The sequence below is a fragment of the Streptomyces xanthophaeus genome (assembly GCF_030440515.1).
In the GTDB taxonomy this organism is placed as follows: Bacteria; Actinomycetota; Actinomycetes; order Streptomycetales; family Streptomycetaceae; genus Streptomyces; species Streptomyces kutzneri.
This window is the reverse complement of record NZ_CP076543.1, coordinates 2359090-2383496: the sequence shown is the minus strand read 5'-3', so window position 1 is coordinate 2383496 and position 24407 is coordinate 2359090. Positions and strand designations below refer to the sequence as shown.

Genomic DNA, 24407 nt, shown 5'->3' with positions numbered 1-24407 from the left:
TCGGCGTGGAAAGAGGAGACGGACGAACGGAGATGCTTGGCACGTTGTTGGGTCCTGAAGGTACGGCCGTAAGGTCATGTCTTCAGTGCCGGCCCCAGTGAACTTGTTCTCTTCGAGAGCAGGGTGATGGGTGGCTGGTCGTTGTTTGAGAACTACACAGTGGACGCGAGCATCTGTGGCCAAGTTTTTAAGGGCGCACGGTGGATGCCTTGGCACCAGGAACCGATGAAGGACGTGAGAGGCCGCGATAGGCCCCGGGGAGCTGCCAACTGAGCTTTGATCCGGGGGTGTCCGAATGGGGAAACCCGGCAGTCGTCATGGGCTGTCACCCACTGCTGAACACATAGGCAGTGTGGAGGGAACGCGGGGAAGTGAAACATCTCAGTACCCGCAGGAAGAGAAAACAACCGTGATTCCGGGAGTAGTGGCGAGCGAAACCGGATGAGGCCAAACCGTATGCGTGTGATACCCGGCAGGGGTTGCGCATGCGGGGTTGTGGGAATGAGCTTGATCGGTCTGCCGGCCGGTCGGCGAGTCAGAAACCGTTGATGTAGTCGAAGGACATGCGAAAGGTCCGGCGTAGAGGGTAAGACCCCCGTAGACGAAACATCAGCGGCTTGCTTGCTCATCTCCCAAGTAGCACGGGGCCCGAGAAATCCCGTGTGAATCTGGCGGGACCACCCGCTAAGCCTAAATATTCCCTGGTGACCGATAGCGGATAGTACCGTGAGGGAATGGTGAAAAGTACCGCGGGAGCGGAGTGAAATAGTACCTGAAACCGTGTGCCTACAAGCCGTGGGAGCGTCGCCGTCATTCTTCGGAATGACGGTCGTGACTGCGTGCCTTTTGAAGAATGAGCCTGCGAGTTAGCGGTGTGTAGCGAGGTTAACCCGTGTGGGGAAGCCGTAGCGAAAGCGAGTCCGAATAGGGCGATTGAGTTGCACGCTCTAGACCCGAAGCGGAGTGATCTAGCCATGGGCAGGTTGAAGCGGAGGTAAGACTTCGTGGAGGACCGAACCCACCAGGGTTGAAAACCTGGGGGATGACCTGTGGTTAGGGGTGAAAGGCCAATCAAACTCCGTGATAGCTGGTTCTCCCCGAAATGCATTTAGGTGCAGCGTCGTGTGTTTCTTGCCGGAGGTAGAGCACTGGATAGGCGATGGGCCCTACCGGGTTACTGACCTTAGCCAAACTCCGAATGCCGGTAAGTGAGAGCACGGCAGTGAGACTGTGGGGGATAAGCTCCATGGTCGAGAGGGAAACAGCCCAGAGCATCGACTAAGGCCCCTAAGCGTACGCTAAGTGGGAAAGGATGTGGAGTCGCAGAGACAACCAGGAGGTTGGCTTAGAAGCAGCCACCCTTGAAAGAGTGCGTAATAGCTCACTGGTCAAGTGATTCCGCGCCGACAATGTAGCGGGGCTCAAGCGTACCGCCGAAGTCGTGTCATTGCAGCAATAGGGCCAACGCCCGCTGTGATGGGTAGGGGAGCGTCGTGTGCCGGGTGAAGCAGCAGCGGAAGCTAGTTGTGGACGGTTCACGAGTGAGAATGCAGGCATGAGTAGCGATACACACGTGAGAAACGTGTGCGCCGATTGACTAAGGGTTCCTGGGTCAAGCTGATCTGCCCAGGGTAAGTCGGGACCTAAGGCGAGGCCGACAGGCGTAGTCGATGGACAACCGGTTGATATTCCGGTACCCGCTTTGAAACGCCCAATATCGAATCAGGCGATGCTAAGTCCGTGAAGCCGTTCCGGACCCTTCGGGGAAAGGAAAGTGGTGGAGCCGACGAACCAGACTTGTAGTAGGTAAGCGATGGGGTGACGCAGGAAGGTAGTCCAGCCCGGGCGGTGGTAGTCCCGGGGTAAGGGTGTAGGCCGAGGGGTAGGCAAATCCGTCCCTCATTAAGGCTGAGACCTGATGCCGAGCCGATTGTGGTGAAGTGGATGATCCTATGCTGTCGAGAAAAGCCTCTAGCGAGTTTCATGGCGGCCCGTACCCTAAACCGACTCAGGTGGTCAGGTAGAGAATACCGAGGCGTTCGGGTGAACTATGGTTAAGGAACTCGGCAAAATGCCCCCGTAACTTCGGGAGAAGGGGGGCCATCACTGGTGATCGGACTTGCTCCGTGAGCTGGGGGTGGCCGCAGAGACCAGCGAGAAGCGACTGTTTACTAAAAACACAGGTCCGTGCGAAGCCGTAAGGCGATGTATACGGACTGACGCCTGCCCGGTGCTGGAACGTTAAGGGGACCGGTTAGTGACCTTTCGGGGTTGCGAAGCTGAGAACTTAAGCGCCAGTAAACGGCGGTGGTAACTATAACCATCCTAAGGTAGCGAAATTCCTTGTCGGGTAAGTTCCGACCTGCACGAATGGCGTAACGACTTCTCGACTGTCTCAACCATAGGCCCGGTGAAATTGCACTACGAGTAAAGATGCTCGTTTCGCGCAGCAGGACGGAAAGACCCCGGGACCTTTACTACAGTTTGATATTGGTGTTCGGTTCGGCTTGTGTAGGATAGGTGGGAGACTTTGAAGCAGCCACGCCAGTGGTTGTGGAGTCGCCGTTGAAATACCACTCTGGTCGTGCTGGATGTCTAACCTCGGTCCGTGATCCGGATCAGGGACAGTGTCTGATGGGTAGTTTAACTGGGGCGGTTGCCTCCCAAAGGGTAACGGAGGCGCCCAAAGGTTCCCTCAGCCTGGTTGGCAATCAGGTGTTGAGTGTAAGTGCACAAGGGAGCTTGACTGTGAGACCGACGGGTCGAGCAGGGACGAAAGTCGGGACTAGTGATCCGGCGGTGGCTTGTGGAAGCGCCGTCGCTCAACGGATAAAAGGTACCCCGGGGATAACAGGCTGATCTTCCCCAAGAGTCCATATCGACGGGATGGTTTGGCACCTCGATGTCGGCTCGTCGCATCCTGGGGCTGGAGTCGGTCCCAAGGGTTGGGCTGTTCGCCCATTAAAGCGGTACGCGAGCTGGGTTTAGAACGTCGTGAGACAGTTCGGTCCCTATCCGCTGTGCGCGTAGGAATATTGAGAAGGGCTGTCCCTAGTACGAGAGGACCGGGACGGACGAACCTCTGGTGTGCCAGTTGTCCTGCCAAGGGCATGGCTGGTTGGCTACGTTCGGGAGGGATAACCGCTGAAAGCATCTAAGCGGGAAGCCTGCTTCAAGATGAGTATTCCCACCTCCTTGAGAGGGTAAGGCTCCCAGTAGACGACTGGGTTGATAGGCCAGATGTGGAAGCCCGGTAACGGGTGAAGCTGACTGGTACTAATAGGCCGAGGGCTTGTCCTCAGTTGCTCGCGTCCACTGTGTTAGTTCTGAAATAACGAACAGCTGTGTTCATGCCAGCGTTCAAATTTCATAGTGTTTCGGTGGTCATAGCGTTAGGGAAACGCCCGGTTACATTCCGAACCCGGAAGCTAAGCCTTTCAGCGCCGATGGTACTGCAGGGGGGACCCTGTGGGAGAGTAGGACGCCGCCGAACAACCCGCCCTTTTAGCTCAGTCGGTAGAGCGTCTCCATGGTAAGGAGAAGGTCAACGGTTCGATTCCGTTAAAGGGCTCCACTGAAAAAGGCCCCCGCCACTTGGCGGGGGCCTTTTTTGTTTTCCGGAACGGACGTGCTCCTGCCGTACGGCCCCGGCTGGGCCGCCGAGGCCCGCCGAAGGCCGGAGGGGCGGGCCGTAGCAGAGCTGCCTACCATGGATGTGAAGGGTAGATAAGGTACGTCCGGCGGCTTCGAGGTGCCCCCACGGGCCGCTCGGCTGGCCCAGGAGGCGTGATGACCGTACCCCCCGACGCAGCGGCACCACAGCACACGCAGGGCGACCCCGAGGACGTCCTCAAGCACATCGGAAGTACGTGGCACTGGGCGCTCGGCTTCGCCCTCGCGACCCTGATCCCCGGCATCCTGGTGCTCGTCTGGCCGGACGAGACGCTGCACATCCTGGCCGTCATCATCGGTCTGCAGTTCCTGGTGGCGGGCGCCTTCCGGTTCGTCACCGCCTTTTCGCACAGCAGCGACGGCGGCAGCCGGCTGGCCGGTGTCCTGATCGCCATGCTCGCGTTCCTGGCGGGCGTCCTGGTCCTGCGCCATCCGATGCAGACGATCGGAGCACTGAGCTTGATCATCGGAGTGTTCTGGCTGATGTCCGGAGTGCTCATGGCGTTCACCGCGATCGCCGACCGCACCCTTGTGCACCGGGGCCTGCAGTTCGGTCTGGGTGCTCTCGGCGCCGTCGCCGGAATCGTCGTGCTCTGCTTCCCGGTGGACTCCGCGGTGGCCCTGACCCGGCTGCTGGGACTCTGGCTCGTCCTGCTGGGCGTGTTCGAGCTGGTGATGGCCTTCGCGCTGCGTTCCGGCACCCGCCGGGTCACGTCGGCCCGTCCGGGGTGAGCGCCGGGCGCCGACATACTCGTACTCTCCTGGACCTGGGCTCGGCGCACGCCGGGCCCAGGTTTCTTGCGGAGACACGCGCCGGCCGTCGGCCTATTCGCCGGTGCGCTGTTCCGGGACGCGGAAGGCGAGGATCGCCATGTCGTCCGACGCGGGTTCTGCGGCGAAGCGTTCCACCGCGCGCAGGACACGGGAGGCGACCGCGCCCGCGGTGAGGCCCGTACACGTGGTGAGGACCTCGGCGAGGCCGTCGTCGCCCAGCATGCGGGTGCCCTCGCGGCGCTCGGTCACGCCGTCGGTGACACAGAGCAGTACATCGCCGGGGTCGAGGGTGAGGGTCTGTTCGTAGAGGTCCAGGTCCTCGATCACGCCCAGCAGCGGCTGCGGGTCCGCGGCCGCGTCGACCTGGCCGTTCGGGCGCAGGCGCAGCGGGAGCGGGTGGCCGGCGCAGACCACCTTCATCAGGGCGCCGCCGTCGGGCTGGGGGTGGAGCTCGCCGTAGAGGAGGGTGAGGAAGCGGCTGCGGGCGCCCTCGTCGAGGATGGCCGCGTTGAGGCGTTCGAGGACCGCGGGGCCGCCGAGGCCCTCGCGGGCCAGCAGGCGCAGTGCGTGCCGGGCGAGGCCGGTGACGGCGGCCGCCTCCGGGCCCGTACCGCAGACGTCGCCGATGGCGAAGCCGTACGCGCCGTCGCGGATCGGGAAGACGTCGTAGAAGTCGCCGCCGACCTCGTTGCCCTCGCCGGCCGCGCGGTAGATGACCTCGACCTCCATGCCGGGGATCGCCGGAGAGCCGGGCGGCAGCAGGCTGCGCTGGAGGGAGCGGCTGATCGCGGTGCGCTCGGAGTAGAGGCGGGCGTTGTCGAGGGCCAGGGCGGCGCGGCGGGAAAGGTCCTCGGCGAGTTCGAGGATCTCCTGACGGAAGTGTTCCTCGCGCGGCTTGCCGAGGGTGAGCATGCCGATCACGCGGTTGCGGGCCAGGAGGGGGAGGACCACGGTCTCGCCGCCGACCGCGAGGGTCGCCTCGGCCCACGGGCGGGCGCCGGCCTCGCGGACCGGTTCGGGCGGGCTGACGCGGGACAGCAGGTCCTTCAGACCGTCGATCCGCTCCTCGTCCTCGTGGAGGACGTAGGAGAGGTACGGATCGGAGGACTGGTCGGCGATCGTGTAGACGGCGCACCAGGTGGCGAGCGTCGGGACGGTCATCTGGGCCATCAGGGCCAGGGTCTGGTCCCGGTCGAGGGTGCCGGCCAGCAGGTCGGAGGCCTCGACGAGGAAGGAGAGGGAGCCGCGGCGCAGTCGTTCCAGTTCGCCGAGGCGGGCGGACTCGACGGCGAGGGCGATGCGGTCGGCGGCGAACTGGAGGTGCAGGGCCTCTTCGTTGGAGTAGCGGCCGGGGGTCTCGGCGGCGACGCCGAGCGAGCCGGTGAGGCGTCCCTCCACCTTGAGGGGGACGGTGACGGCGGAGCGCATGCCGGTGGCCTCCAGGAGCGGTACGGCTCCGGGGGAGGCGACGAGGTCGTCGTGGACGGCGGGCATGCGGGCGGAGCCGTAGCGGTTGGTGCCGGCCTCGACGGGGACGCGGGCGAAGCGCTGGCGCGTGGAGGGCAGGCCGGTGGTGGCGCGGACCTCCAGCTCCGTCTCGTCGTCGGTGGCGAGCAGCAGGAAGGCGGCGTCGGCGTCGAGGAGGTCGCGGGCGCGCTCCACGGTGCGCTGGAGGAGCCCGTCGAGGTCGTCGGGGGCGGGGGAGCCGATGAAGACCTCGAAGGGGTCCGTGGGGCGGGGATCGGTGAAGTGGCCGCTGTCGGAGGTGGGCACCCGCACGGGGGTCTGGAGCAGGGCGCGCTCGTCGTCGTGGACGAGGAGGCAGACGATGGACGGTTCGCCGTGGGCGTCACGGACCCGCAGGTGTGAGGCGAAGACGGGGATGACGCGGCCGTCGGCGCCGCGGACGCCGTAGCTGCCCTCCCAGCGGGACAGGCGCAGGGCCTCGGCGATGCCGGTTCCGGTGCCGGGGGTCTGGGGCCAGGCGGCGAGCTCGGCGAGGGGGCGGCCGAGTGCCTTCTCGGCGGGGTGGCCGAAGATGTGCTCGGCGTCCTCGTTCCATGCGGAGATGGAGTCGGCCGAGTCGATCTGGAGGACGGCGACGCGGACCCGGCTGTCGGCCAGGGGCAGCAGCTGGTCGGGGACGACGGGGCCTGCGGAGCGGGTACCGACCGGCCGGTCTGGCAGGTCCAGGCGGAACCACACGTGCTTGTGGGTGGCGGTGTACTCGACGCCCCAGCGGGTGGCGAGGGCGGCGCACAGCATCAGGCCGCGGCCGTTCTCGCGGTCGGGGTCGGCGTAGGGGCGCTCGCCGGGGTGCTGGAGCGGGAGCTCGCGCTCCGGGTACCGGTCGGCGACCTCGACCCGTACGCCGCCGTCGGCGCGCAGGCACAGGACCTCGGCCCGGGTGCCGGCGTGGACCACGGCATTGGTGACGAGCTCGCTGGTGAGGACCACCGCGTCGTCGACGATGTCCGCGAAGCCCCAGCCGTGCAGGGTGTCGCGGACGAACCCGCGGGCGGCGGCGACCGAGCGCCCGAGGGGATCGAAGCTGGCAGCCGCCCGTGCCGTGATCACGAGTCTCCTTCGACGCGGTTGGACATCGGGTGCCAGGTTACTTACCTTCGCGGTCGGCATGGTGCCGTCGTCGGGGATTCCACCCGCAGGGTACGGCGGGTGTGCGATGGTGCCGAAGTGTTATGGCCGGGTTCGGCCAGGGTGAAACACTGGGCAGGCTTGCAGAGCCGGCTTGTGACGAGTCAGGCGTCCGGTGGAAAAGTGGTCGACCCTTTCGGGAGGGACACGGTGGAGTCTGGCGCAGCGGTACGGCGTACGGGAACGCGGCCGAAGGGCGGACGTTCCCGGCGCAGTGGCACGACGGAGGTCGATACCGCCGCACTGAACCGGCTGCTCACGGCCCTGGTGTCGATGCGGGACGGGAATTTCCGCAAGCGGTTGACGGTGTCCGGCGAGGGCGTGATGGCGGAGATCGCCGCCGTCTACAACGAGGTCGCCGACCGGAATCTCCACCTGACCGGGGAGCTGTCCCGGGTGCGGCGGATGGTGGGCCGCGAGGGCAAGCTGAGCGAACGGCTGGAAACGGGCGCCTGTGAGGGTTCCTGGGCGGCCGCGATCGATGCCTCGAACCAGCTGGTGGACGATCTGGCCCGGCCGGTGTCCGAGGTGGGCCGGGTGCTTTCGGCGGTGGCCGAGGGTGATCTGGACCAGCGGATGGATCTGCGGACGCAGGCGGCCGAGGGGGCCGGGCATCCGCTGCGCGGGGAGTTCCTGAAGGTCGGGCGCACGGTCAACAACCTGGTCGACCAGCTGTCGGCGTTCACCGACGAGGTGACGCGCGTGGCGCTGGAGGTGGGTACCGAGGGCAAGCTCGGTGGTCAGGCCCAGGTGCGCGGGATGTCGGGTTCCTGGAAGGATCTGACCGACTCCGTCAACACGATGGCGTACCGGCTCACCGCTCAGGTGCGTGACATCGCTCTCGTCACGACGGCGGTCGCCAAGGGCGATCTGTCGCGCAAGGTCACGGTGCACGTGGCCGGCGAGATGCTCCAGCTGAAGAACACCGTGAACACGATGGTGGACCAGCTGTCGTCGTTCTCCTCCGAGGTGACCCGCGTCGCCCGCGAGGTAGGGACCGAGGGCGAGCTGGGCGGCCAGGCGAAGGTGCCCGGGGTCGCGGGTGTGTGGAAGGACCTGACCGATTCGGTCAACACCATGGCCGGGAACCTGACGGCCCAGGTGCGCGGCATCGCGCAGGTGACGACGGCGGTCGCGAACGGCGACCTGTCGCAGAAGGTACGGGTCAGCGCGCGCGGCGAGGTGGCGCAGCTGGCCGAAACGATCAATCAGATGACCGAGACGCTGCGGACCTTCGCGGACGAGGTCACGCGCGTGGCCAGCGAGGTCGGGGCCAAGGGTCTGCTCGGCGGCCAGGCGCAGGTGCCGGGGGCGGCGGGGACGTGGAAGGACCTCACCGACTCGGTGAACACGGTCTTCCGCAACCTCACCACGCAGGTGCGGGACATCGCGCAGGTGACGACGGCGGTGGCGAACGGCGACCTGTCGCAGAAGGTCACGGTCGACGTGGCCGGCGAGATGCTGGAGTTGAAGAACACCGTCAACACGATGGTGGACCAGCTGTCCTCCTTCGGCGCGGAAGTGACGCGTGTGGCCCGTGAGGTGGGCGTCGAGGGTGAACTGGGCGGTCAGGCACAGGTGCCGGGGGCGGCGGGGACGTGGAAGGACCTCACCGACTCGGTGAACACCGCCTTCCGCAACCTCACCGGGCAGGTGCGCAACATCGCCCAGGTGACGACGGCGGTCGCCAACGGTGACCTGTCGCAGAAGGTCACCGTGGACGTCTCCGGCGAGATGCTCCAGCTGAAGAACACCGTCAACACGATGGTGGACCAGCTGTCCTCCTTCGCCGACCAGGTCACGCGGATGGCGCGGGACGTGGGTACGGAGGGCCGCCTCGGCGGCCAGGCCCGGGTGGAGGGAGTGTCCGGTACCTGGAAGGAACTCACCGACTCCGTCAACTTCATGGCCGGGAACCTGACCTCGCAGGTGCGCCAGATCGCCCAGGTGACGACGGCGGTGGCGCGGGGCGACCTGTCGCAGAAGATCGACGTGGACGCCCGGGGCGAGATCCTGGAGCTGAAGAACACCATCAACACGATGGTCGACCAGCTCTCGGCCTTCGCCGAGCAGGTGACCCGGGTGGCCCGCGACGTGGGTACCGAGGGCCGCCTCGGCGGTCAGGCGCAGGTGCCCGGGGTGGCCGGCGTATGGCGGGACCTGACGGATTCGGTGAACGGCATGGCCGGGAACCTGACCTCGCAGGTGCGCAACATCGCGCAGGTCGCGACGGCGGTGGCCCGCGGTGACCTGTCGCAGAAGATCGACGTGGACGCCCGGGGCGAGATCCTGGAGCTGAAGAACACCCTCAACACGATGGTCGACCAGCTCTCGAACTTCGCGGAGCAGGTGACGCGGGTGGCGCGCGAGGTGGGTACCGAGGGCATCCTCGGCGGTCAGGCGGAGGTGAAGGGGGTCTCCGGTACCTGGAAGGACCTCACCCAGTCCGTCAACTTCATGGCGAACAACCTGACGTCCCAGGTGCGCAACATCGCCGAGGTGACCACGGCCGTGGCCATGGGCGACCTCTCCAAGAAGATCACTGTCGATGCCAAGGGCGAGATCCTCGAACTGGTCACCACCGTCAACACGATGGTGGACCAGCTGTCCTCCTTCGCGGAGCAGGTGACGCGGGTGGCGCGCGAGGTGGGCTCCGAGGGCATCCTCGGCGGCCAGGCCCGGGTGCGCGGGGTGACGGGCATCTGGAAGGACCTCACCGACAACGTCAACCTGATGGCCAACAACCTGACCTCCCAGGTGCGCAACATCTCGCAGGTCTCGGCGGCGGTCGCCAACGGCGACCTGACGAAGAAGGTCACGGTCGAGGCGCGCGGCGAGGTCGCGCAGCTCGCCGACACGGTCAACACGATGGTGAAGACGCTGTCCTCGTTCGCGGACGAGGTGACCCGGGTGGCCCGCGAGGTGGGTACGGAGGGCCGCCTCGGCGGTCAGGCGCACGTGCCGGGCGTCTCGGGGACGTGGAAGGACCTCACCGACTCGGTGAACTTCATGGCCTCCAACCTCACCGGTCAGGTGCGGCAGATCGCCATGGTCACGACCGCCATCGCCAAGGGCGACATGACCAAGAAGATCGACATCGATGCCCGCGGCGAGATCCTGGAGCTCAAGACCACCATCAACACGATGGTCGACCAGCTGTCCTCCTTCGCCGACCAGGTCACCCGGGTGGCCCGTGAGGTGGGTACCGAGGGCATCCTGGGCGGTCAGGCCCGGGTCCGGGACGTCGACGGCACCTGGCGGGACCTGACCGAGTCCGTGAACGAGATGGCCGGGAACCTCACCCGGCAGGTGCGCGCGATCGCGGCCGTGGCCACCGCGGTGACCCGCGGTGACCTCAACCTGAAGATCGACGTGGACGCGGCGGGCGAGATCCAGGTCCTCCAGGACAACATCAACACGATGATCGCGAACCTGCGTGACACGACCTTGGCCAACAAGGAGCAGGACTGGCTCAAGGGCAACCTCGCCCGGATCTCCGCCCTGATGCAGGGCCGCCGGGAGCTCGACGACGTCGCCTCGCTGATCATGAGCGAGCTGACCCCGGTGGTCTCCGCGCAGCACGGCGCCTTCTTCCTGGCGCTGCCGGCCGGCGGTACCACCGAGATCGGGACGGAGGGGGGTGCGGACGGCTCGTACGAGCTGCGGATGCGCGGGAGTTACGCGTACGCGGGCGGCCAGATGCCCATCTCCTTCCGGCCGGGGGAGGGGCTGATCGGGGCGGTCGCCGAGGAGAAGCGGATGATCCTCGTCGAGAACACCCCGCCGGGCTACCTGAAGATTTCCTCGGGGCTGGGCGAGGCGCCGCCGGCGCATGTGATCGTGCTGCCGGTGCTCTTCGAGGGGAAGGTGCTCGGCGTCATCGAGCTGGCCTCCTTCACGCCCTTCACCCAGATCCAGAAGGACTTCCTCAGCCAGATCGCCGAGATGATCGGTACGAGCGTCAACACCATCAGTGTCAACTCCAAGACGGAGATGCTGCTGAAGCAGTCGCAGGAGATGACCGAGCAGCTGCGCGAGCGCTCCGACGAGCTGGAGAACCGGCAGAAGGCCCTGCAGGCCGCCAACGCGGAACTGGAGGAGAAGGCCGAGCTGCTGGCCCAGCAGAACCGGGACATCGAGGTGAAGAACACCGAGATCGAGGAGGCCCGGCAGGTCCTGGAGGAGCGCGCGGAGCAGCTCGCGGTCTCGATGCGCTACAAGTCCGAGTTCCTGGCGAACATGTCGCACGAGCTGCGGACCCCGCTCAACTCGCTGCTGATCCTGGCCAAGCTGCTCGCCGACAACGCGGAGGGGAACCTCTCTCCGAAGCAGGTGGAGTTCGCCGAGACCATCCACGGCGCGGGTTCGGACCTGCTGCAGCTGATCAACGACATCCTCGACCTGTCGAAGGTCGAGGCCGGGAAGATGGACGTCTCGCCGACCCGGATCGCTCTGGTCCAGCTCGTGGACTACGTGGAGGCGACCTTCCGGCCGCTGACGGCGGAGAAGGGGCTGGACTTCTCGGTACGGGTCTCCCCGGAGCTGCCCGCCACGCTGCACACCGACGAGCAGCGGCTGCTGCAGGTGCTGCGCAACCTGCTGTCCAACGCGGTGAAGTTCACCGACACCGGGGCGGTGGAGCTGGTGATCCGGCCGGCCGGCGCCGATGTGCCCACCGCGATCCGCGAGCAGCTGCTGGAGGCCGGTTCGCTGCGGGAGGCGGACGCGGACCTGATCGCCTTCTCGGTCACCGACACCGGGATCGGGATCGCCGCGAGCAAGATGCTGGTGATCTTCGAGGCGTTCAAGCAGGCGGACGGGACGACGAGCCGCAAGTACGGCGGCACCGGGCTGGGGCTGTCCATCAGCCGGGAGATCGCCCGGCTGCTGGGCGGGGAGATCCATGCGGCCAGCGAGCCCGGCCGCGGGTCCACCTTCACGCTGTACCTGCCGTTGCACCCGAGCGAGCTGCCTCCGCAGGGGTACGCGCCGCCGACCCCGGGCGGCGCCCGTGGGGAGCTGTACCGCAGGTCCCTGGACGGGGGTCGGCCCTCGCTGCCGGGCACCCAGGCCGGGCCGGCGGCCATGCCGTCGGTGCAGGCGCAGCCGGTGCGGCCGGCGCTGTCGGCGGCCGAGCCGGCCGGGCAGGGGCAGGGCGGCGGGGCCGCGCTGTTCCGGCGGCGGCGCAAGGCGGCGAGCGACCTGGAGCCGCGTACGGCGGTGCCGGGCCAGCCGAACGTGGTGGGGGCCGAGGACGGCTGGGGCAGCGCGGACGAGGAGCTTCCGGTGGTGCCCCGGACGTACGACTTCCACGGCGAGAAGGTGCTCATCGTCGACGACGACGTACGCAACGTCTTCGCGCTCACCAGCGTGCTGGAGCAGCACGGACTGGCCGTGCTGTACGCGGAGAACGGGCGGGAGGGCATCGAAGTCCTGGAGCAGCACGACGATGTGACGGTCGTACTGATGGACATCATGATGCCCGAGATGGACGGGTACGCGACGACCTCGGCGATCCGGCGGATGCCGCAGTTCGCCGGCCTGCCGATCATCGCGCTGACGGCGAAGGCGATGAAGGGGGACCGGGAGAAGGCGATCGACTCCGGTGCCTCCGATTACGTCACCAAGCCGGTCGATCCGGACTACCTGCTGTCGGTGATGGAGCAGTGGATGCGCGGCAAATGATCGCCGGGAGAGCGGAAGGACACCGATCGCCGACCCAGTGCGCCCGGAGCGGTGTGAGAGGGCTGTGAACGGGGAACCTTCTGCTCTCCCACCGCGTTTCCGCTTCGTGCACAGTGACATCTCGGTGACAGGGTGTGGCGATCTCGGGACTGGGGCTACGATGACCGGCACAAGGACGGACGGCGCAAGGATGCCGTCCTCTGGGGCGGGGCCCGGCGCACAGGCCGGAGCCCGGAGCCGGGGAGGCCCCATGCCGGGGCGAGGAGGACAGGGCATGGTGCAGAAGGCCAAGATCCTCCTGGTCGACGACCGGCCGGAGAATCTGCTGGCGCTGGAGGCCATCCTCTCCGCGCTCGATCAGACACTGGTCCGGGCGTCGTCGGGGGAGGAAGCGCTCAAAGCGCTGCTGACGGACGATTTCGCGGTCATCCTGCTGGATGTCCAGATGCCGGGCATGGACGGATTCGAAACGGCCGCGCACATCAAGCGGCGGGAACGGACCCGGGACATCCCGATCATCTTCCTCACCGCGATCAACCATGGTCCGCACCACACGTTCCGCGGCTACGCGGCGGGTGCGGTCGACTACATCTCCAAGCCCTTCGACCCGTGGGTGCTGCGGGCCAAGGTCTCGGTCTTCGTGGAGCTGTACACGAAGAACTGCCAACTGCGGGAGCAGGCGGCTCTGCTGCGGCTCCAGCTGGAGGGCGGCAGCTCCAACGGCGTGGACGCCGGCAAGGAGACGGCCGGACTGCTGGCGGAGCTCTCCGCCCGGCTCGCGGCGGTCGAGGAGCAGGCCGAGGCGCTGACCAAGCAGCTCGGCGAGGACTCGGCCGACGCCGGCGTGGTGGCGACCGCGGCCCACCTGGAGCGCAAACTCACCGGGCTGCGGAGGGCACTCGACGCGCTGGAGCCCGGGACCGCCGGAGGGGCCTCGGTCCTGCCCGCGCAGAACTGACCGTGCGCGGGTCCGTACTGGCGGTGTGTCAAAGCGCCTACGGAGCCGACGACACGAACGGGTGAAGGGGTGGGCACGCGTGTCCACCGGCGCGCGCACCGGTAACCTCGGGCCCATGGCCTCACGTACGTCCGGTAAGGGTTCCCAGAGCACCGCGGGCACCGCGAAGGGCCGCACCGGCCGTACGACGGCGCCGGCGAAGAAGGCTGCGCCCGCGCGCAAGCCCCCGGCCAAGAAGGCCGCGGCCGCCAAGCGGGCCCCGGTCAAGAAGGTCGCGGCCAAGCCCGCGCCCTCCCCGACCGGGGGCGTGGTGCGGCTGGTGCGCGCCGTCTGGCTGGGCTGCGCGCACGCGGTCGGCGCCGTCTTCCGCGGGATCGGCCAGGGGGCCAGGAACCTCGACCCCGCGCACCGCAAGGACGGCGTGGCACTGCTGCTGCTCGCCCTCGCGCTGATCGTCGCCGCCGGTACCTGGTCGAATCTGAGCGGTCCCGTCGGGGATCTGGTCACGATGCTGATCACCGGTCTCTTCGGACGGCTGGATCTGCTCGTGCCGATCCTGCTCGGCGTCATGGCGGTGCGTTTCATCCGCCATCCCGAGCAGACCGATGCCAACGGCCGCATCGGCATCGGGCTGTCCGCCCTCGTCATCGGCGTCCTGGGCCTGGTCCACATCGCCTGCGGGGCGCCCGGCCGGGACGAGGGCACCACCGCGATGCAGAACGCGGGCGGGCTCATCGGCTGGGGCGCCTCCAAGCCGCTGATCTTCACCATGGGCGCGCCGCTGGCCGTGCCCATGCTGGTGCTGCTCACGATCTTCGGGCTGCTCGTGGTCACGGCGACCCCGGTCAACGCGATCCCGCAGCGGCTGCGCAGGCTCGGCATCCGGCTCGGGATCATCGCCCCGAACGAGTACGACGAGGGCTACGGCGAGGCCGAGGGCGCCGCCGGCGAGCGGCACGACCCGGAGCAGTGGCGGGCCCGTGGCGGAGCCGGTGAGGGTTCCGGCGACCCGGCCGACGAGGCCGAGGAGGAGGCGCTCGCCCGGCGGCGCAGGCCGCGCAGGACCCCGGCCCGGCCCGCCATGGAGCGGGGGATGGACGCCGTCGACGTGGCCGCGGCGGCCGCCGCCGCGCTGGACGGGGCGGTCTACGGCGGAATGCCGCCCTCCCCGCTCGTCGCCGACCTCACGCAGGGGATCACCGCCGAGCGCGACGGCGCGGAGCTCACCGCTCCGGTGCCGACCGCCCGCGCGGAGCGTCCCGTACCGGACACCACCCCGGCGAGCGCCCCCGGGAGCGTCGCAGCGCGTGCCTCCGACCCCGCCGCAGGGCAGCCGCACGCCACCACCGCCGCGGCCTCCGGGACGCTGTCGGTGCCCGACCTGACCAAGGCCCCGCCGCAGACCCAGGCGCTGCCGCCGCGCGCCGAGCAGCTCCAGCTGCGCGGGGACATCACGTACGCGCTGCCCTCGCTCGACCTGCTGGAGAAGGGCGGGCCCGGCAAGACGCGCAGCGCCGCCAACGACGCGGTGGTCGCCTCGCTGCGCAACGTGTTCACCGAGTTCAAGGTCGACGCGGACGTCACCGGCTTCACCCGGGGGCCGACCGTGACCCGGTACGAGGTCACCCTGGGCGCCGCGGTCAAGGTCGAGCGGATCACCGCGCTGACCAAGAACATCGCCTACGCGGTGGCCTCGCCGGACGTCCGGATCATCAGTCCGATCCCGGGCAAGTCCGCGGTCGGCATCGAGATCCCGAACACCGACCGCGAGATGGTCAACCTCGGTGACGTGCTGCGCCTCGCGGACGCGGCCGAGGACGACCACCCGATGCTGGTCGCGCTGGGCAAGGACGTCGAGGGCGGCTACGTCATGGCCAACCTCGCCAAGATGCCGCACGTGCTGGTCGCCGGTGCCACCGGTTCCGGCAAGTCCTCCTGCATCAACTGCCTGATCACCTCGGTGATGGTCCGGGCCACCCCGGAGGACGTCCGGATGGTCCTCGTGGACCCCAAGCGGGTCGAGCTGACGGCGTACGAGGGCATCCCGCACCTGATCACGCCGATCATCACCAACCCCAAGCGGGCCGCCGAGGCGCTCCAGTGGGTCGTGCGCGAGATGGACCTGCGCTACGACGACCTGGCCGCCTTCGGCTACCGGCACATCGACGACTTCAACCAGGCCATCCGGGACGGCAAGATCAAACTGCCGCCGGGCAGCGAGCGGGAGCTCAGCCCGTACCCGTACCTGCTGGTGATCGTCGACGAGCTCGCCGACCTGATGATGGTGGCCCCGCGCGACGTCGAGGACTCGATCGTCCGCATCACGCAGCTGGCCCGCGCGGCCGGCATCCACCTGGTGCTCGCCACCCAGCGGCCCTCGGTGGACGTGGTCACCGGCCTGATCAAGGCGAACGTGCCCTCGCGCCTGGCCTTCGCCACCTCCTCGCTCGCCGACAGCCGGGTCATCCTGGACCAGCCCGGCGCCGAGAAGCTGATCGGCAAGGGCGACGGGCTGTTCCTGCCGATGGGTGCGAACAAGCCGGTGCGTCTGCAGGGCGCCTTCGTCACCGAGGACGAGATCGCCGGGATCGTCCAGCACTGCAAGGACCAGATGGCGCCCGTCTTCCGGGACGACGTCACCGTCGGGCAGAAGCAGAAGAAGGAGATCGACGAGGACATCGGCGACGACCTGGACCTGCTCTGCCAGGCGGCGGAGCTGGTGGTCTCCACGCAGTTCGGGTCCACCTCGATGCTCCAGCGCAAGCTGCGGGTGGGGTTCGCGAAGGCCGGGCGGCTCATGGACCTCATGGAGTCGCGGGGAATCGTCGGCCCGAGCGAGGGTTCGAAGGCGCGCGACGTCCTGCTGAAGGCCGATGACCTGGACGGAGTGCTCGCCGTCATCCGCGGCGAGGCCCATCCGTAATGAAATTCCGGGCAACCGTTTCCCTTGGGCCCGCGTCAAGTTGAAGAGAGGTGGCGGTAGGCGCACGAGATCGCTCACAGCGCCGGGCCGCCGCACCCGAGCATGACCTCCCTTCGCCATTCGGATGGCGTAGGGAGTGCACCCTCCGGTTGCTCCACCCTTTCGTCACCCCCCTAGACTGGACTTCCAGCAGGTGGCTACACGCTCGAAAGGCGCCCACGTGTCCATCGGCAACTCCAACTCCCCCGAAGAAGAGCGGCCTTCGACCGACGACCGGTCCGAGGACCGCATCGTCGAACGTCCCGTCGAAGGACCGTCCATCGGGACGGCCCTCAAGAAGGCCCGGATCGCCGCCGGGCTCACAGTCGACGAGGTCAGTTCCACCACCCGCGTGCGCATCCCGATCGTGCACGCGATCGAAGAGGACGACTTCACGCGGTGCGGCGGCGACGTCTACGCCCGCGGTCACATCCGTACGCTCGCCCGCGCCGTGGGCCTCGATCCGGCACCCCTGGTCGAGAGCTACGACGCGGCCCACGGCGGCCGGCCGGCACCCACGCCCGCCGCGCCGATGTTCGAGGCCGAGCGGATCCGCCCCGAGCGGCAGCGGCCCAACTGGACCGCGGCCATGGTCGCCGCCATCGTCGCCGTGATCGGCTTCGTGGGCTTCACCGCCTTCAGCGGTGGCGACGAGAAGGACAAGCGCCCCGTGGCGGAAGGTTCCGCCTCCCCCAAGCCCGCACCCAAGCAGACCGGCGCCAAGCCGGTCGCCCAGCCCCCGCAGACCCCGCAGGCGCCCAAGCCGGAGCCCTCGGACAGTGCGATCGCCGCCGCGCCCAAGGACCTCGTCACCGTGGTCCTGACGGCCGACAGGGGCGAGAGCTGGATCTCCGCGAAGGACTCCACCGGCCGGCTGCTCTTCGACGGCACCCTCGCGCAGGGTGAGTCCAAGACCTTCACGGACAAGGAGTCCGTCGACCTCGTGCTCGGCGACGCCGGGGCCGTGAAGCTCTTCGTGAACGGCAAGGAGATCAAGGACGACTTCCAGGCGGGTCAGGTGGAGCGTCTGAAATACACGAAGGCCGACCCCGCCCAGGACCAGCCCCAGGCGGGCTGACGCGGGACCGCCCTAGGGCGGAAGACTTGAATCCGGATCCCCGGGGTGCTGCGCCGCACCCCGGGGATCTTGCTGTACGGGGACTGGCGGCAGGGGCCGACGCCGGGACGAAGTAGTCTTGAGTCCATGCCCGAACGCCGTACCGTCGCCCTTGTCACTCTTGGCTGCGCCCGTAACGAGGTGGACTCGGAGGAGCTCGCAGGCCGCTTGGCGGCGGATGGCTGGGAGCTCGTCGAGGACGCCGCCGATGCGGACGTAGCCGTCGTCAACACCTGCGGCTTCGTCGAAGCCGCCAAAAAGGACTCCGTAGACGCCCTGCTGGAAGCCAACGATCTCAAGGATCACGGCAAGACGCAGGCCGTCGTCGCCGTCGGCTGTATGGCCGAGCGCTACGGCAAGGAACTCGCCGAAGCGCTCCCCGAGGCCGACGGAGTCCTCGGTTTCGACGACTACGCCGACATCTCCGACCGCCTCCAGACCATCCTCAACGGAGGCATCCACGCCTCCCACACCCCCCGCGACCGGCGCAAGCTGCTGCCGATCAGCCCGGCCGAGCGCCAGGCCGCCGACGTCTCCCTCCCGGGCCACGCCCAGGAGCCGGTCGCGGAGGCCCCCGCCGACCTGCCGGACGGGCTCGCGCCCGCCTCGGGTCCGCGCGCGCCCCTGCGCCGCCGCCTGGACAAGAGCCCCGTCGCCTCGGTCAAGCTGGCCTCCGGCTGCGACCGGCGCTGCTCCTTCTGCGCCATCCCGTCCTTCCGCGGCTCGTTCATCTCCCGCCGCCCCAGCGACGTGCTGGGCGAGACCCGCTGGCTCGCCGAGCAGGGCGTCAAGGAGATCATGCTGGTCTCCGAGAACAACACCTCGTACGGCAAGGACCTCGGCGACATCCGGCTGCTGGAGACCCTGCTGCCGGAGCTGGCCGAGGTGGACGGCATCGAGCGCGTCCGCGTCAGCTACCTCCAGCCCGCCGAGATGCGGCCCGGCCTGATCGACGTGCTCACCTCGACCCCCAAGGTCGTGCCGTACTTCGACCTGTCCTTCCAGCACTCGGCCCCCGACGTGCTGCGCGCCATGCGCCGCTTCGGTGACACCGACCGCTTCCTGGAGCTGCTGGACACCATCCGCTCCAAGGCCCCGACGGCCGGCGTCCGCTCCAACTTCATCGTCGGCTTCCCCGGCGAGAAGGAATCGGACTTCGCCGAGCTGGAGCGTTTCCTCACCCACGCGCGCCTCGACGCCATCGGCGTCTTCGGCTACTCCGACGAGGACGGCACCGAGGCCGTCACCTACGAGAACAAGCTGGACGAGGACACCATCGCCGAGCGGCTCGCGCACATGCAGCGGCTCGCCGAGGAGCTCACCTCGCAGCGCGCCGAGGAGCGCATCGGGGAGACCCTCGAAGTGCTCGTCGAGACCGTGGAAGCGGTCGACGAGGACGGCGAGGGCGCCTACGGGCGCGCCGCGCACCAGGCACCCGAAACGGACGGCCAGGTGGTCTTCACGGACAGCACGGGCCTGGTCCCCGGGCGTATCGTCACGGCAAAGGTGGTCGGCACCCTGGGCGTGGACCTGGTGGCCGAGCCCCTCGGCATGGATCTTGAGGAGGCGGCCGGATGACCGGAGTCCCGGCATCTGCGGCGGGCGGGACCGGCCGCCGGCCCGTACCCGGCGCGAAGCTGGGGGCCGCGGCGGTCAATCAGGCCAGCCTGTGGAACATCGCCAACATCCTGACGATGATCCGGCTCGTGCTCGTGCCGGGCTTCGTCCTGCTGCTGCTCGCCGAGGGCGGGTACGACCCGGCCTGGCGGGCCTGGGCCTGGGCCGCGTTCGCCGTGGCCATGATCACGGACATCTTCGACGGGCACCTGGCCCGGACGTACAACCTGGTCACGGACTTCGGCAAGATCGCCGACCCCATCGCCGACAAGGCGATCATGGGGTCGGCGCTGATCTGTCTCTCCTGGCTCGGTGACCTCCCCTGGTGGGTGACCGGGGTGATCCTCGGACGCGAGCTCGGGATCACCCTGCTCCGCTTCTGGGTCATCCGCTACGGAGTGATTCCGGCCAGCCGGGGCGGAAAGCTGAAGACCCTCGCCCAGGGCACGGCCGTGGGCATGTACGTACTCGCTCTGACCGGGGCGCTGGCGACCATGCGCTTCTGGGTGATGGCGATCGCCGTCGTGCTGACCGTCGTCACCGGTTTGGACTACATCCGGCAGGCGGTCGTGCTGCGCCGCCAGGGTCTCGCCGAGGAGCGGGCTGCGGAGCGGGCCGCGCGGTGACCCACGCGGCGGGGGATTTTCCGGCGGCGGAAGCCGTTTCGGGAGCGGTGGATGCGGCCGGAGTGGCAGCGGATGCGCTGCGCCTGCTTGCGGAGAGTGACCAGACGATCGCCGTGGCGGAATCGCTGACCGGCGGCATGGTGGCCGCCGAGCTCACGGCCGTCCCCGGAGCCTCCCGGTCCTTCCGCGGCTCGGTCACGGCGTACGCGACGGAGATCAAGCACCTGGTCCTCGGGGTGGACGCGGGACTGCTTGCAGCCGAAGGTGCGGTGAACGCGCAGGTCGCGGCCGAGATGGCGGCAGGCGTGCGGCGCGTGATGGGCGCTTCGTGGGGAATCTCGACCACCGGGGTGGCCGGTCCGGAGCCGCAGGACGGGCAGCCGGTGGGCACCGTTTTCGTCGCGGTGGACGGTCCAGGGGGCAGGAAAACGGTCCGTCTGAGGTTGAAAGGCTCCCGCGCGGAAATCCGTAGGGAGAGTGCACGCACAGTGCTCAGGCTTCTCTCGGACCAACTCCGCGAGAATGCGCGGAGGCAGGATACGGAACAGAACGGGGGGATTTGATGTTTGCAGCCCTGAGTGAACACGACATCGCTCCCCGCACGGCCGCGGCGCGAGGCGGTACGGTGGGGCGTGAAGGATGCGGCTACACGGTCAGAGGAGGGAGCCACCGATGATTCTGCTCCGTCGCCTGCTGGGTGACGTGCTGCGTCGGCAGCGCCAGCGCCAGGGCCGTACTCTGCGCGAAGTCTCCTCGTCGGCCCGAGTTTCTCTCGGCTATCTCTCCGAGGTGGAGCGGGGGCAGAAGGAGGCATCCTCCGAGCTGCTCTCCGCGATCTGCGACGCGTTGGACGTACGGATGTCCGAGCTGATGCGCGAAGTCAGTGACGAACTGTCGCTGGCCGAGCTGGCACAGTCGGCCGCGGCAAGCGAACCGGTGAGTGTGCCGGTCCGCCCGATGCTCAATTCGGTCTCCATGGCTTCGGTCACGGGTGGACCGGAGCGGGTGACCATCAAGGCGCCTGCGGAAGCGGTGAATGTCGTAGCCGCGTGAGCGAGCACGTGCGTGTTTGAGCGTGGCCGGAGCCCCGGCCGGTGCCTGGTGCACCGGCTGGGGCTCCCGGCCGTTCTGGGTGCGGGCGCGCGGGGGGTGCGGGAGGATGGGGCCGTCCGGGTTCCGGCCCCTGGGAGGCAGTCGTGCGGCGGTTGCTGCGCATACCCGCGGTGTCGGTCCTTGCGCTGACGGTGGGCGCGCTGTGGTGGTGGGCCGTGCTGCGGCTGGTCCTGGCGCCGGCCGAGTCCGGGGCCGTGGAGGGCGCGGTGGCGGTGGGCGGCTGGGGGCTGGGCCTGCTGCCGGTGCACTGTGTGCCGGGCCCGGTGCGCAAGGCGCGGCGGAAGGCACCGGGGGCGGCGGGCGGGGCTACCAGGGCATGGACACCCCACCGTTCGGGCGAAGGATCTGACCCGTCATGAAGGACGAGGCGTCCGAGGCCAGGTAGAGCACCGCCCGGGCGATGTCCTCGGGCTCGCCGACCCGGCGCAGCGGGGACATGCGGACCATCGCCGCCTCGGTCTGCTGCTGGACCTCGGGGCTGTGGCGGCCGGTCATGGGGGTGCGGATCCAGCCCGGGGCGACGGCGTTGACCCGTATGCCGTGCGGGCCGGCCTCGGTGGCGAGGGTCTTGGTCAGCTGGACGACGGCGGCCTTGGCGGCGCTGTAGCAGAGCAGGCCGGGCTGGGCGGCGTCCACGGCTCCGGAGGCCATGGTGACGATCGAGCCGGTGCGGCCCGCCGCGATCATGGAGCGGGCGGCCTCCTGGCAGGTGCGCAGGACCCCTTTGAAGTTGATGTCCAGGATCCGGTCGAGGTCCTCGTCGGTCGTCTCCAGGACGCTGCTCCTGTGCATGACTCCGGCGATGGCGGCCGTGATGTCGAGCGGGCCCGCCACGGTGACGGCTGCCCGGAGCGCGGCCCGGTCGGTGACGTCGAGGGGGTGGACGGTGGCGGAGCCGCCGGCTTCGGCAACGAGGGCGGCCGTCTCGGCGAGTCCCTGCTCGTCGAGGTCCGCGCAGTGCACGTGCGCGCCCGCCTCGGCGAGCAGGACGGCGGTGGCGCGGCCGATGCCGCTGGCGGCGCCGGTGATCAGGGCGGTGCGGCCGGTGAGGCCGTACGGGGCTGTGGGTGTGGGCATGCCCGGACCGTACGACCGTATCTGACGGACCGTCAATCGGTGGGGCGGGTCGGGTCCGGGACTTGGGTGACAGGTCCGCGGGACCGCCGTCAGGGGGTCGGGCCCTGCTGGCAGCGGGGGCACCAGTAGGTGGGGCGGCCGTCCTGGGGGGCCTCGCGGACGGGGGTGCCGCAGCGCAGGCAGGGGCGGTGCACGCGGCCGTAGACGAAGAGGTCCTGGCCGGGCCGGCGGCTGCCGGTCGTGTTGCGCGGGCCGGGCCGCTCGCCGGTGTTCGCGGACAGCAGCCGGTGGGCGGCGGCGGCCAGTCGGGGGAGAACGGACTCGGGGAGCGCGCCGACCGGGGTCCACGGGGTGACCTGGGCCAGGAAGCAGAGCTCGGCCTTGTAGATGTTGCCGATCCCGGCGAGGTTGCGCTGATCGAGCAGGGCCTCGCCGAGGGGGCGCTCGGGGTCGGCGAGGAGGTGGGCGGTGGCGAGGGCCGGATCCCAGTCCGGGCCGAGGAGGTCGGGGCCGAGGTGTCCCACGGCCCGGTCCTCCTCGGCGGTGCGGATCAGCTCCAGGACGGGGAGGCGGTAGCCGACGGCGGTGTGGTCGGCGGTGCCGAGGACGGCCCGGATCTCGTGGGCGGGCCCGCCGCGCCACTTCTCGCCGGAGGCGAAGACGTGCCAGGCGCCGTCCATCCGCAGGTGGCTGTGCAGGGTGAGGCCGCCCTCGAAGCGGGCGAGGAGGTGCTTGCCGCGGGGGGTGACGTCGAGGGTGACACGGCCGGTGAGGTCGGCGGTGGCGAAGCGGGGGACGCGCAGGTCGCTGCGGGTGAGTACGCGGCCCGCGAGGGCGGTGTGGAGCCGGGTCGCCGCGCGCCGGACGCTGTCGCCTTCGGGCATGGATTCATTGTGCCGCCGCCCGCCCCCTGTCGGGCGCGCGCCCCGCTCCGGCGGGCGGTCGGCGGCCCGCGCTCCGCGCGGGGTCCGCGGTCTGCCCGGGCGCGCTCCGTGCGGGGTCGGGCAGACCCCGTCCCCGGCCCCGGACCGTGTCAGGGGCCGGCAGCGGCGCTGCCGACGTCCGCCGGGGGCGCTCCGCGCCCGGTCGGCAGAAAACCGCGAGCCCCGGACCGCGAGCCCCGGACCGGGTGCCCGGGGCCTGGTGCGCCGCCGCTGGTCCGCGTGGGGCGCTCCGCGCCGGGTGGAGCTGCCGGCCCGGTTCGGGCGGGGACGTGGCCCCGGCTCTCGATCGGGCGCCTGTGGTCGGCCGCGGCGGCCCCGTCCCCGGGTCGGTGTCCGGGGACGGGTGCGGCGGAGTGCGTGGCCTGCTCTCCGGGCGCCATGGGCCCGGGGCCGGCGTTCGTGCCGGGGCCTGGCGGGTGCCGCGGGGCCCGGCGGTGGGCTACTTCCAGGTGATGCCCTTGCTGTTGCTCATCGCGTTGTACGGGTTGCCCCAGTACTCGGCGCCGGCGACCTTCACCTGGGCCGACGGGGCCAGGGCTATCGCGCAGCTGGTCTGGGTCTGGCCGTTGGCGAAGCCCTTCGGCATGGACTCGTCCTTGCACTTCTCGAACTTGCCGATGACCGCCAGGCTCTGGGCCTCGGTGCCGTCTCCGAGCAGGCCCCTGACGTGACCGACCGAGGCGTACGACATGTCCGTGGTGCCGATGTTCTTGACCGTGTAGCGGATGTAGTACGGGACCTTGCCGTTCGCCTTGTCGCCGAGGTTCAGCCCCTCCAGGTCGGCGGGCGTGCCCTGCTCGATCGCGGTGACGGTGAGGGCGAGCCGGCTGCCCTTGAAGTCTCCGTAGTCGTACGGGATCTCCGCCGCCTCGCCGATCTTGAAGACCTGGCCCGGCTTCGCCGTGCCCGGGGCGCCGGCGGGGGCCGCGCTCGCGCCGGTGGAAGGGCTGGCCGAGGCGCCGGGGGTGGGCGAGGTGCTGCCGGGGCCGGATGCGGCCGGCTGTGCCGGGAGCTCTTCGTCGCCGTTCTTGCAGCCGGTCAGGACCAGGCTGCCGACGACGGCCAGACCGACCGCGCCCAGGGCGGTGTTGCGCATGCTGATGGTGCTCACTCTTCTCGTCCCCCATGACGGTGCATTGCCAGTGCAATGCCTGTGATCATCTTGATAAAGGATCGATAAGGGCGTCGGCCAGCCAGCAGGGGCTCG

13 protein-coding genes, 1 tRNA gene and 2 rRNA genes are annotated in these 24407 nt (G+C 69.0%); 12 read left to right on the top strand and 4 right to left on the bottom strand.

The window, feature by feature from the left end:
• The first annotated feature begins 177 nt into the window (after nucleotides 1-177).
• The 4 genes from KO717_RS09995 to KO717_RS09980 all read left to right on the top strand — a co-directional run bounded on the left by KO717_RS09995 (nucleotide 178) and on the right by KO717_RS09980 (nucleotide 4404).
• A 23S ribosomal RNA gene (locus KO717_RS09995) occupies nucleotides 178-3300 on the top strand.
• A gap of 76 nt (nucleotides 3301-3376) precedes the next feature.
• Nucleotides 3377-3493: ribosomal RNA gene (gene rrf / locus KO717_RS09990) — 5S ribosomal RNA — on the top strand.
• Nucleotides 3494-3498: 5 nt separating this feature from the next.
• Nucleotides 3499-3574, top strand: a tRNA-Thr gene (locus KO717_RS09985).
• 215 nt (nucleotides 3575-3789) lie between these two features.
• Nucleotides 3790-4404: an HdeD family acid-resistance protein gene (locus KO717_RS09980; protein WP_301366046.1), complete on the top strand. Its 615-nt coding sequence runs from the start codon at nucleotides 3790-3792 to the stop codon at nucleotides 4402-4404.
• A 93-nt stretch (nucleotides 4405-4497) separates the two neighbouring features.
• Here KO717_RS09980 and KO717_RS09975 read toward each other — a convergent pair whose 3' ends face one another.
• A complete protein-coding gene (locus KO717_RS09975) occupies nucleotides 4498-7083 on the bottom strand; it encodes a SpoIIE family protein phosphatase (protein WP_301366044.1) in 2586 nt (861 codons plus the stop codon).
• A 168-nt stretch (nucleotides 7084-7251) separates the two neighbouring features.
• On the opposite strand from KO717_RS09975, the gene KO717_RS09970 reads away from it, so the two are divergent.
• The 8 genes from KO717_RS09970 (at nucleotide 7252) to KO717_RS09935 (ending at nucleotide 21119) form a co-directional block, all read left to right on the top strand.
• Nucleotides 7252-12786 (top strand): HAMP domain-containing protein, encoded by a 5535-nt coding sequence (locus KO717_RS09970; RefSeq protein ID WP_301366043.1) that lies wholly within the window; start codon nucleotides 7252-7254, stop codon nucleotides 12784-12786.
• Nucleotides 12787-13060: 274 nt separating this feature from the next.
• Nucleotides 13061-13744, top strand: coding sequence for a response regulator (locus KO717_RS09965; protein ID WP_189738679.1), 684 nt, complete (start codon nucleotides 13061-13063; stop codon nucleotides 13742-13744).
• Nucleotides 13745-13859: 115 nt separating this feature from the next.
• Nucleotides 13860-16667, top strand: a complete 2808-nt coding sequence (locus KO717_RS09960) for an FtsK/SpoIIIE family DNA translocase (protein ID WP_301366040.1) — start codon at nucleotides 13860-13862, stop codon at nucleotides 16665-16667.
• Nucleotides 16668-16887: 220 nt separating this feature from the next.
• Nucleotides 16888-17784: a helix-turn-helix domain-containing protein gene (locus KO717_RS09955; RefSeq protein ID WP_301366038.1), complete on the top strand. Its 897-nt coding sequence runs from the start codon at nucleotides 16888-16890 to the stop codon at nucleotides 17782-17784.
• Nucleotides 17785-17910: 126 nt separating this feature from the next.
• Nucleotides 17911-19401: a 30S ribosomal protein S12 methylthiotransferase RimO gene (gene rimO, locus KO717_RS09950; protein WP_301366037.1), complete on the top strand. Its 1491-nt coding sequence runs from the start codon at nucleotides 17911-17913 to the stop codon at nucleotides 19399-19401.
• Entirely contained in the window at nucleotides 19398-20066 is a 669-nt protein-coding gene (pgsA, locus tag KO717_RS09945; RefSeq protein ID WP_301366035.1) for a CDP-diacylglycerol--glycerol-3-phosphate 3-phosphatidyltransferase, read from the top strand. The genes rimO and pgsA overlap by 4 nt, the downstream gene beginning before the upstream one ends.
• A gap of 47 nt (nucleotides 20067-20113) precedes the next feature.
• Complete coding sequence (locus tag KO717_RS09940; RefSeq protein WP_301374450.1) at nucleotides 20114-20629, top strand: CinA family protein; 516 nt, start codon at nucleotides 20114-20116, stop codon at nucleotides 20627-20629.
• Between the two features lie 109 nt (nucleotides 20630-20738).
• A complete protein-coding gene (locus KO717_RS09935) occupies nucleotides 20739-21119 on the top strand; it encodes a helix-turn-helix domain-containing protein (protein ID WP_030012484.1) in 381 nt (126 codons plus the stop codon).
• A gap of 366 nt (nucleotides 21120-21485) precedes the next feature.
• On the opposite strand, the gene KO717_RS09925 is transcribed toward KO717_RS09935, so the two are convergent.
• The 3 genes from KO717_RS09925 to KO717_RS09915 form a co-directional block, all read right to left on the bottom strand.
• Nucleotides 21486-22256, bottom strand: a complete 771-nt coding sequence (locus KO717_RS09925) for an SDR family NAD(P)-dependent oxidoreductase (protein WP_301366031.1) — start codon at nucleotides 22254-22256, stop codon at nucleotides 21486-21488.
• An 89-nt stretch (nucleotides 22257-22345) separates the two neighbouring features.
• Nucleotides 22346-23140, bottom strand: a complete 795-nt coding sequence (locus KO717_RS09920; RefSeq protein ID WP_301366029.1) for an Fpg/Nei family DNA glycosylase — start codon at nucleotides 23138-23140, stop codon at nucleotides 22346-22348.
• Between the two features lie 499 nt (nucleotides 23141-23639).
• Nucleotides 23640-24311 (bottom strand): hypothetical protein, encoded by a 672-nt coding sequence (locus tag KO717_RS09915; RefSeq protein WP_301366027.1) that lies wholly within the window; start codon nucleotides 24309-24311, stop codon nucleotides 23640-23642.
• Nucleotides 24312-24407 lie beyond the last annotated feature (96 nt).

Bases quoted from the DNA above. Each gene is read 5' to 3' on its own strand.
- KO717_RS09925 (WP_301366031.1), bottom strand. From the start codon at position 22,256: ATGCCCACACCCACAGCCCCGTACGGCCTCACCGGCCGCACCGCCCTG.
- KO717_RS09975 (WP_301366044.1), bottom strand. From the start codon at position 7,083: ATGCCGACCGCGAAGGTAAGTAACCTGGCACCCGATGTCCAACCGCGT.
- KO717_RS09960 (WP_301366040.1), top strand. From the start codon at position 13,860: ATGGCCTCACGTACGTCCGGTAAGGGTTCCCAGAGCACCGCGGGCACC.
- KO717_RS09935 (WP_030012484.1), top strand. From the start codon at position 20,739: ATGATTCTGCTCCGTCGCCTGCTGGGTGACGTGCTGCGTCGGCAGCGC.
- rimO (WP_301366037.1), top strand. From the start codon at position 17,911: ATGCCCGAACGCCGTACCGTCGCCCTTGTCACTCTTGGCTGCGCCCGT.
- pgsA (WP_301366035.1), top strand. From the start codon at position 19,398: ATGACCGGAGTCCCGGCATCTGCGGCGGGCGGGACCGGCCGCCGGCCC.
- KO717_RS09980 (WP_301366046.1), top strand. From the start codon at position 3,790: ATGACCGTACCCCCCGACGCAGCGGCACCACAGCACACGCAGGGCGAC.
- KO717_RS09920 (WP_301366029.1), bottom strand. From the start codon at position 23,140: ATGCCCGAAGGCGACAGCGTCCGGCGCGCGGCGACCCGGCTCCACACC.
- KO717_RS09965 (WP_189738679.1), top strand. From the start codon at position 13,061: ATGGTGCAGAAGGCCAAGATCCTCCTGGTCGACGACCGGCCGGAGAAT.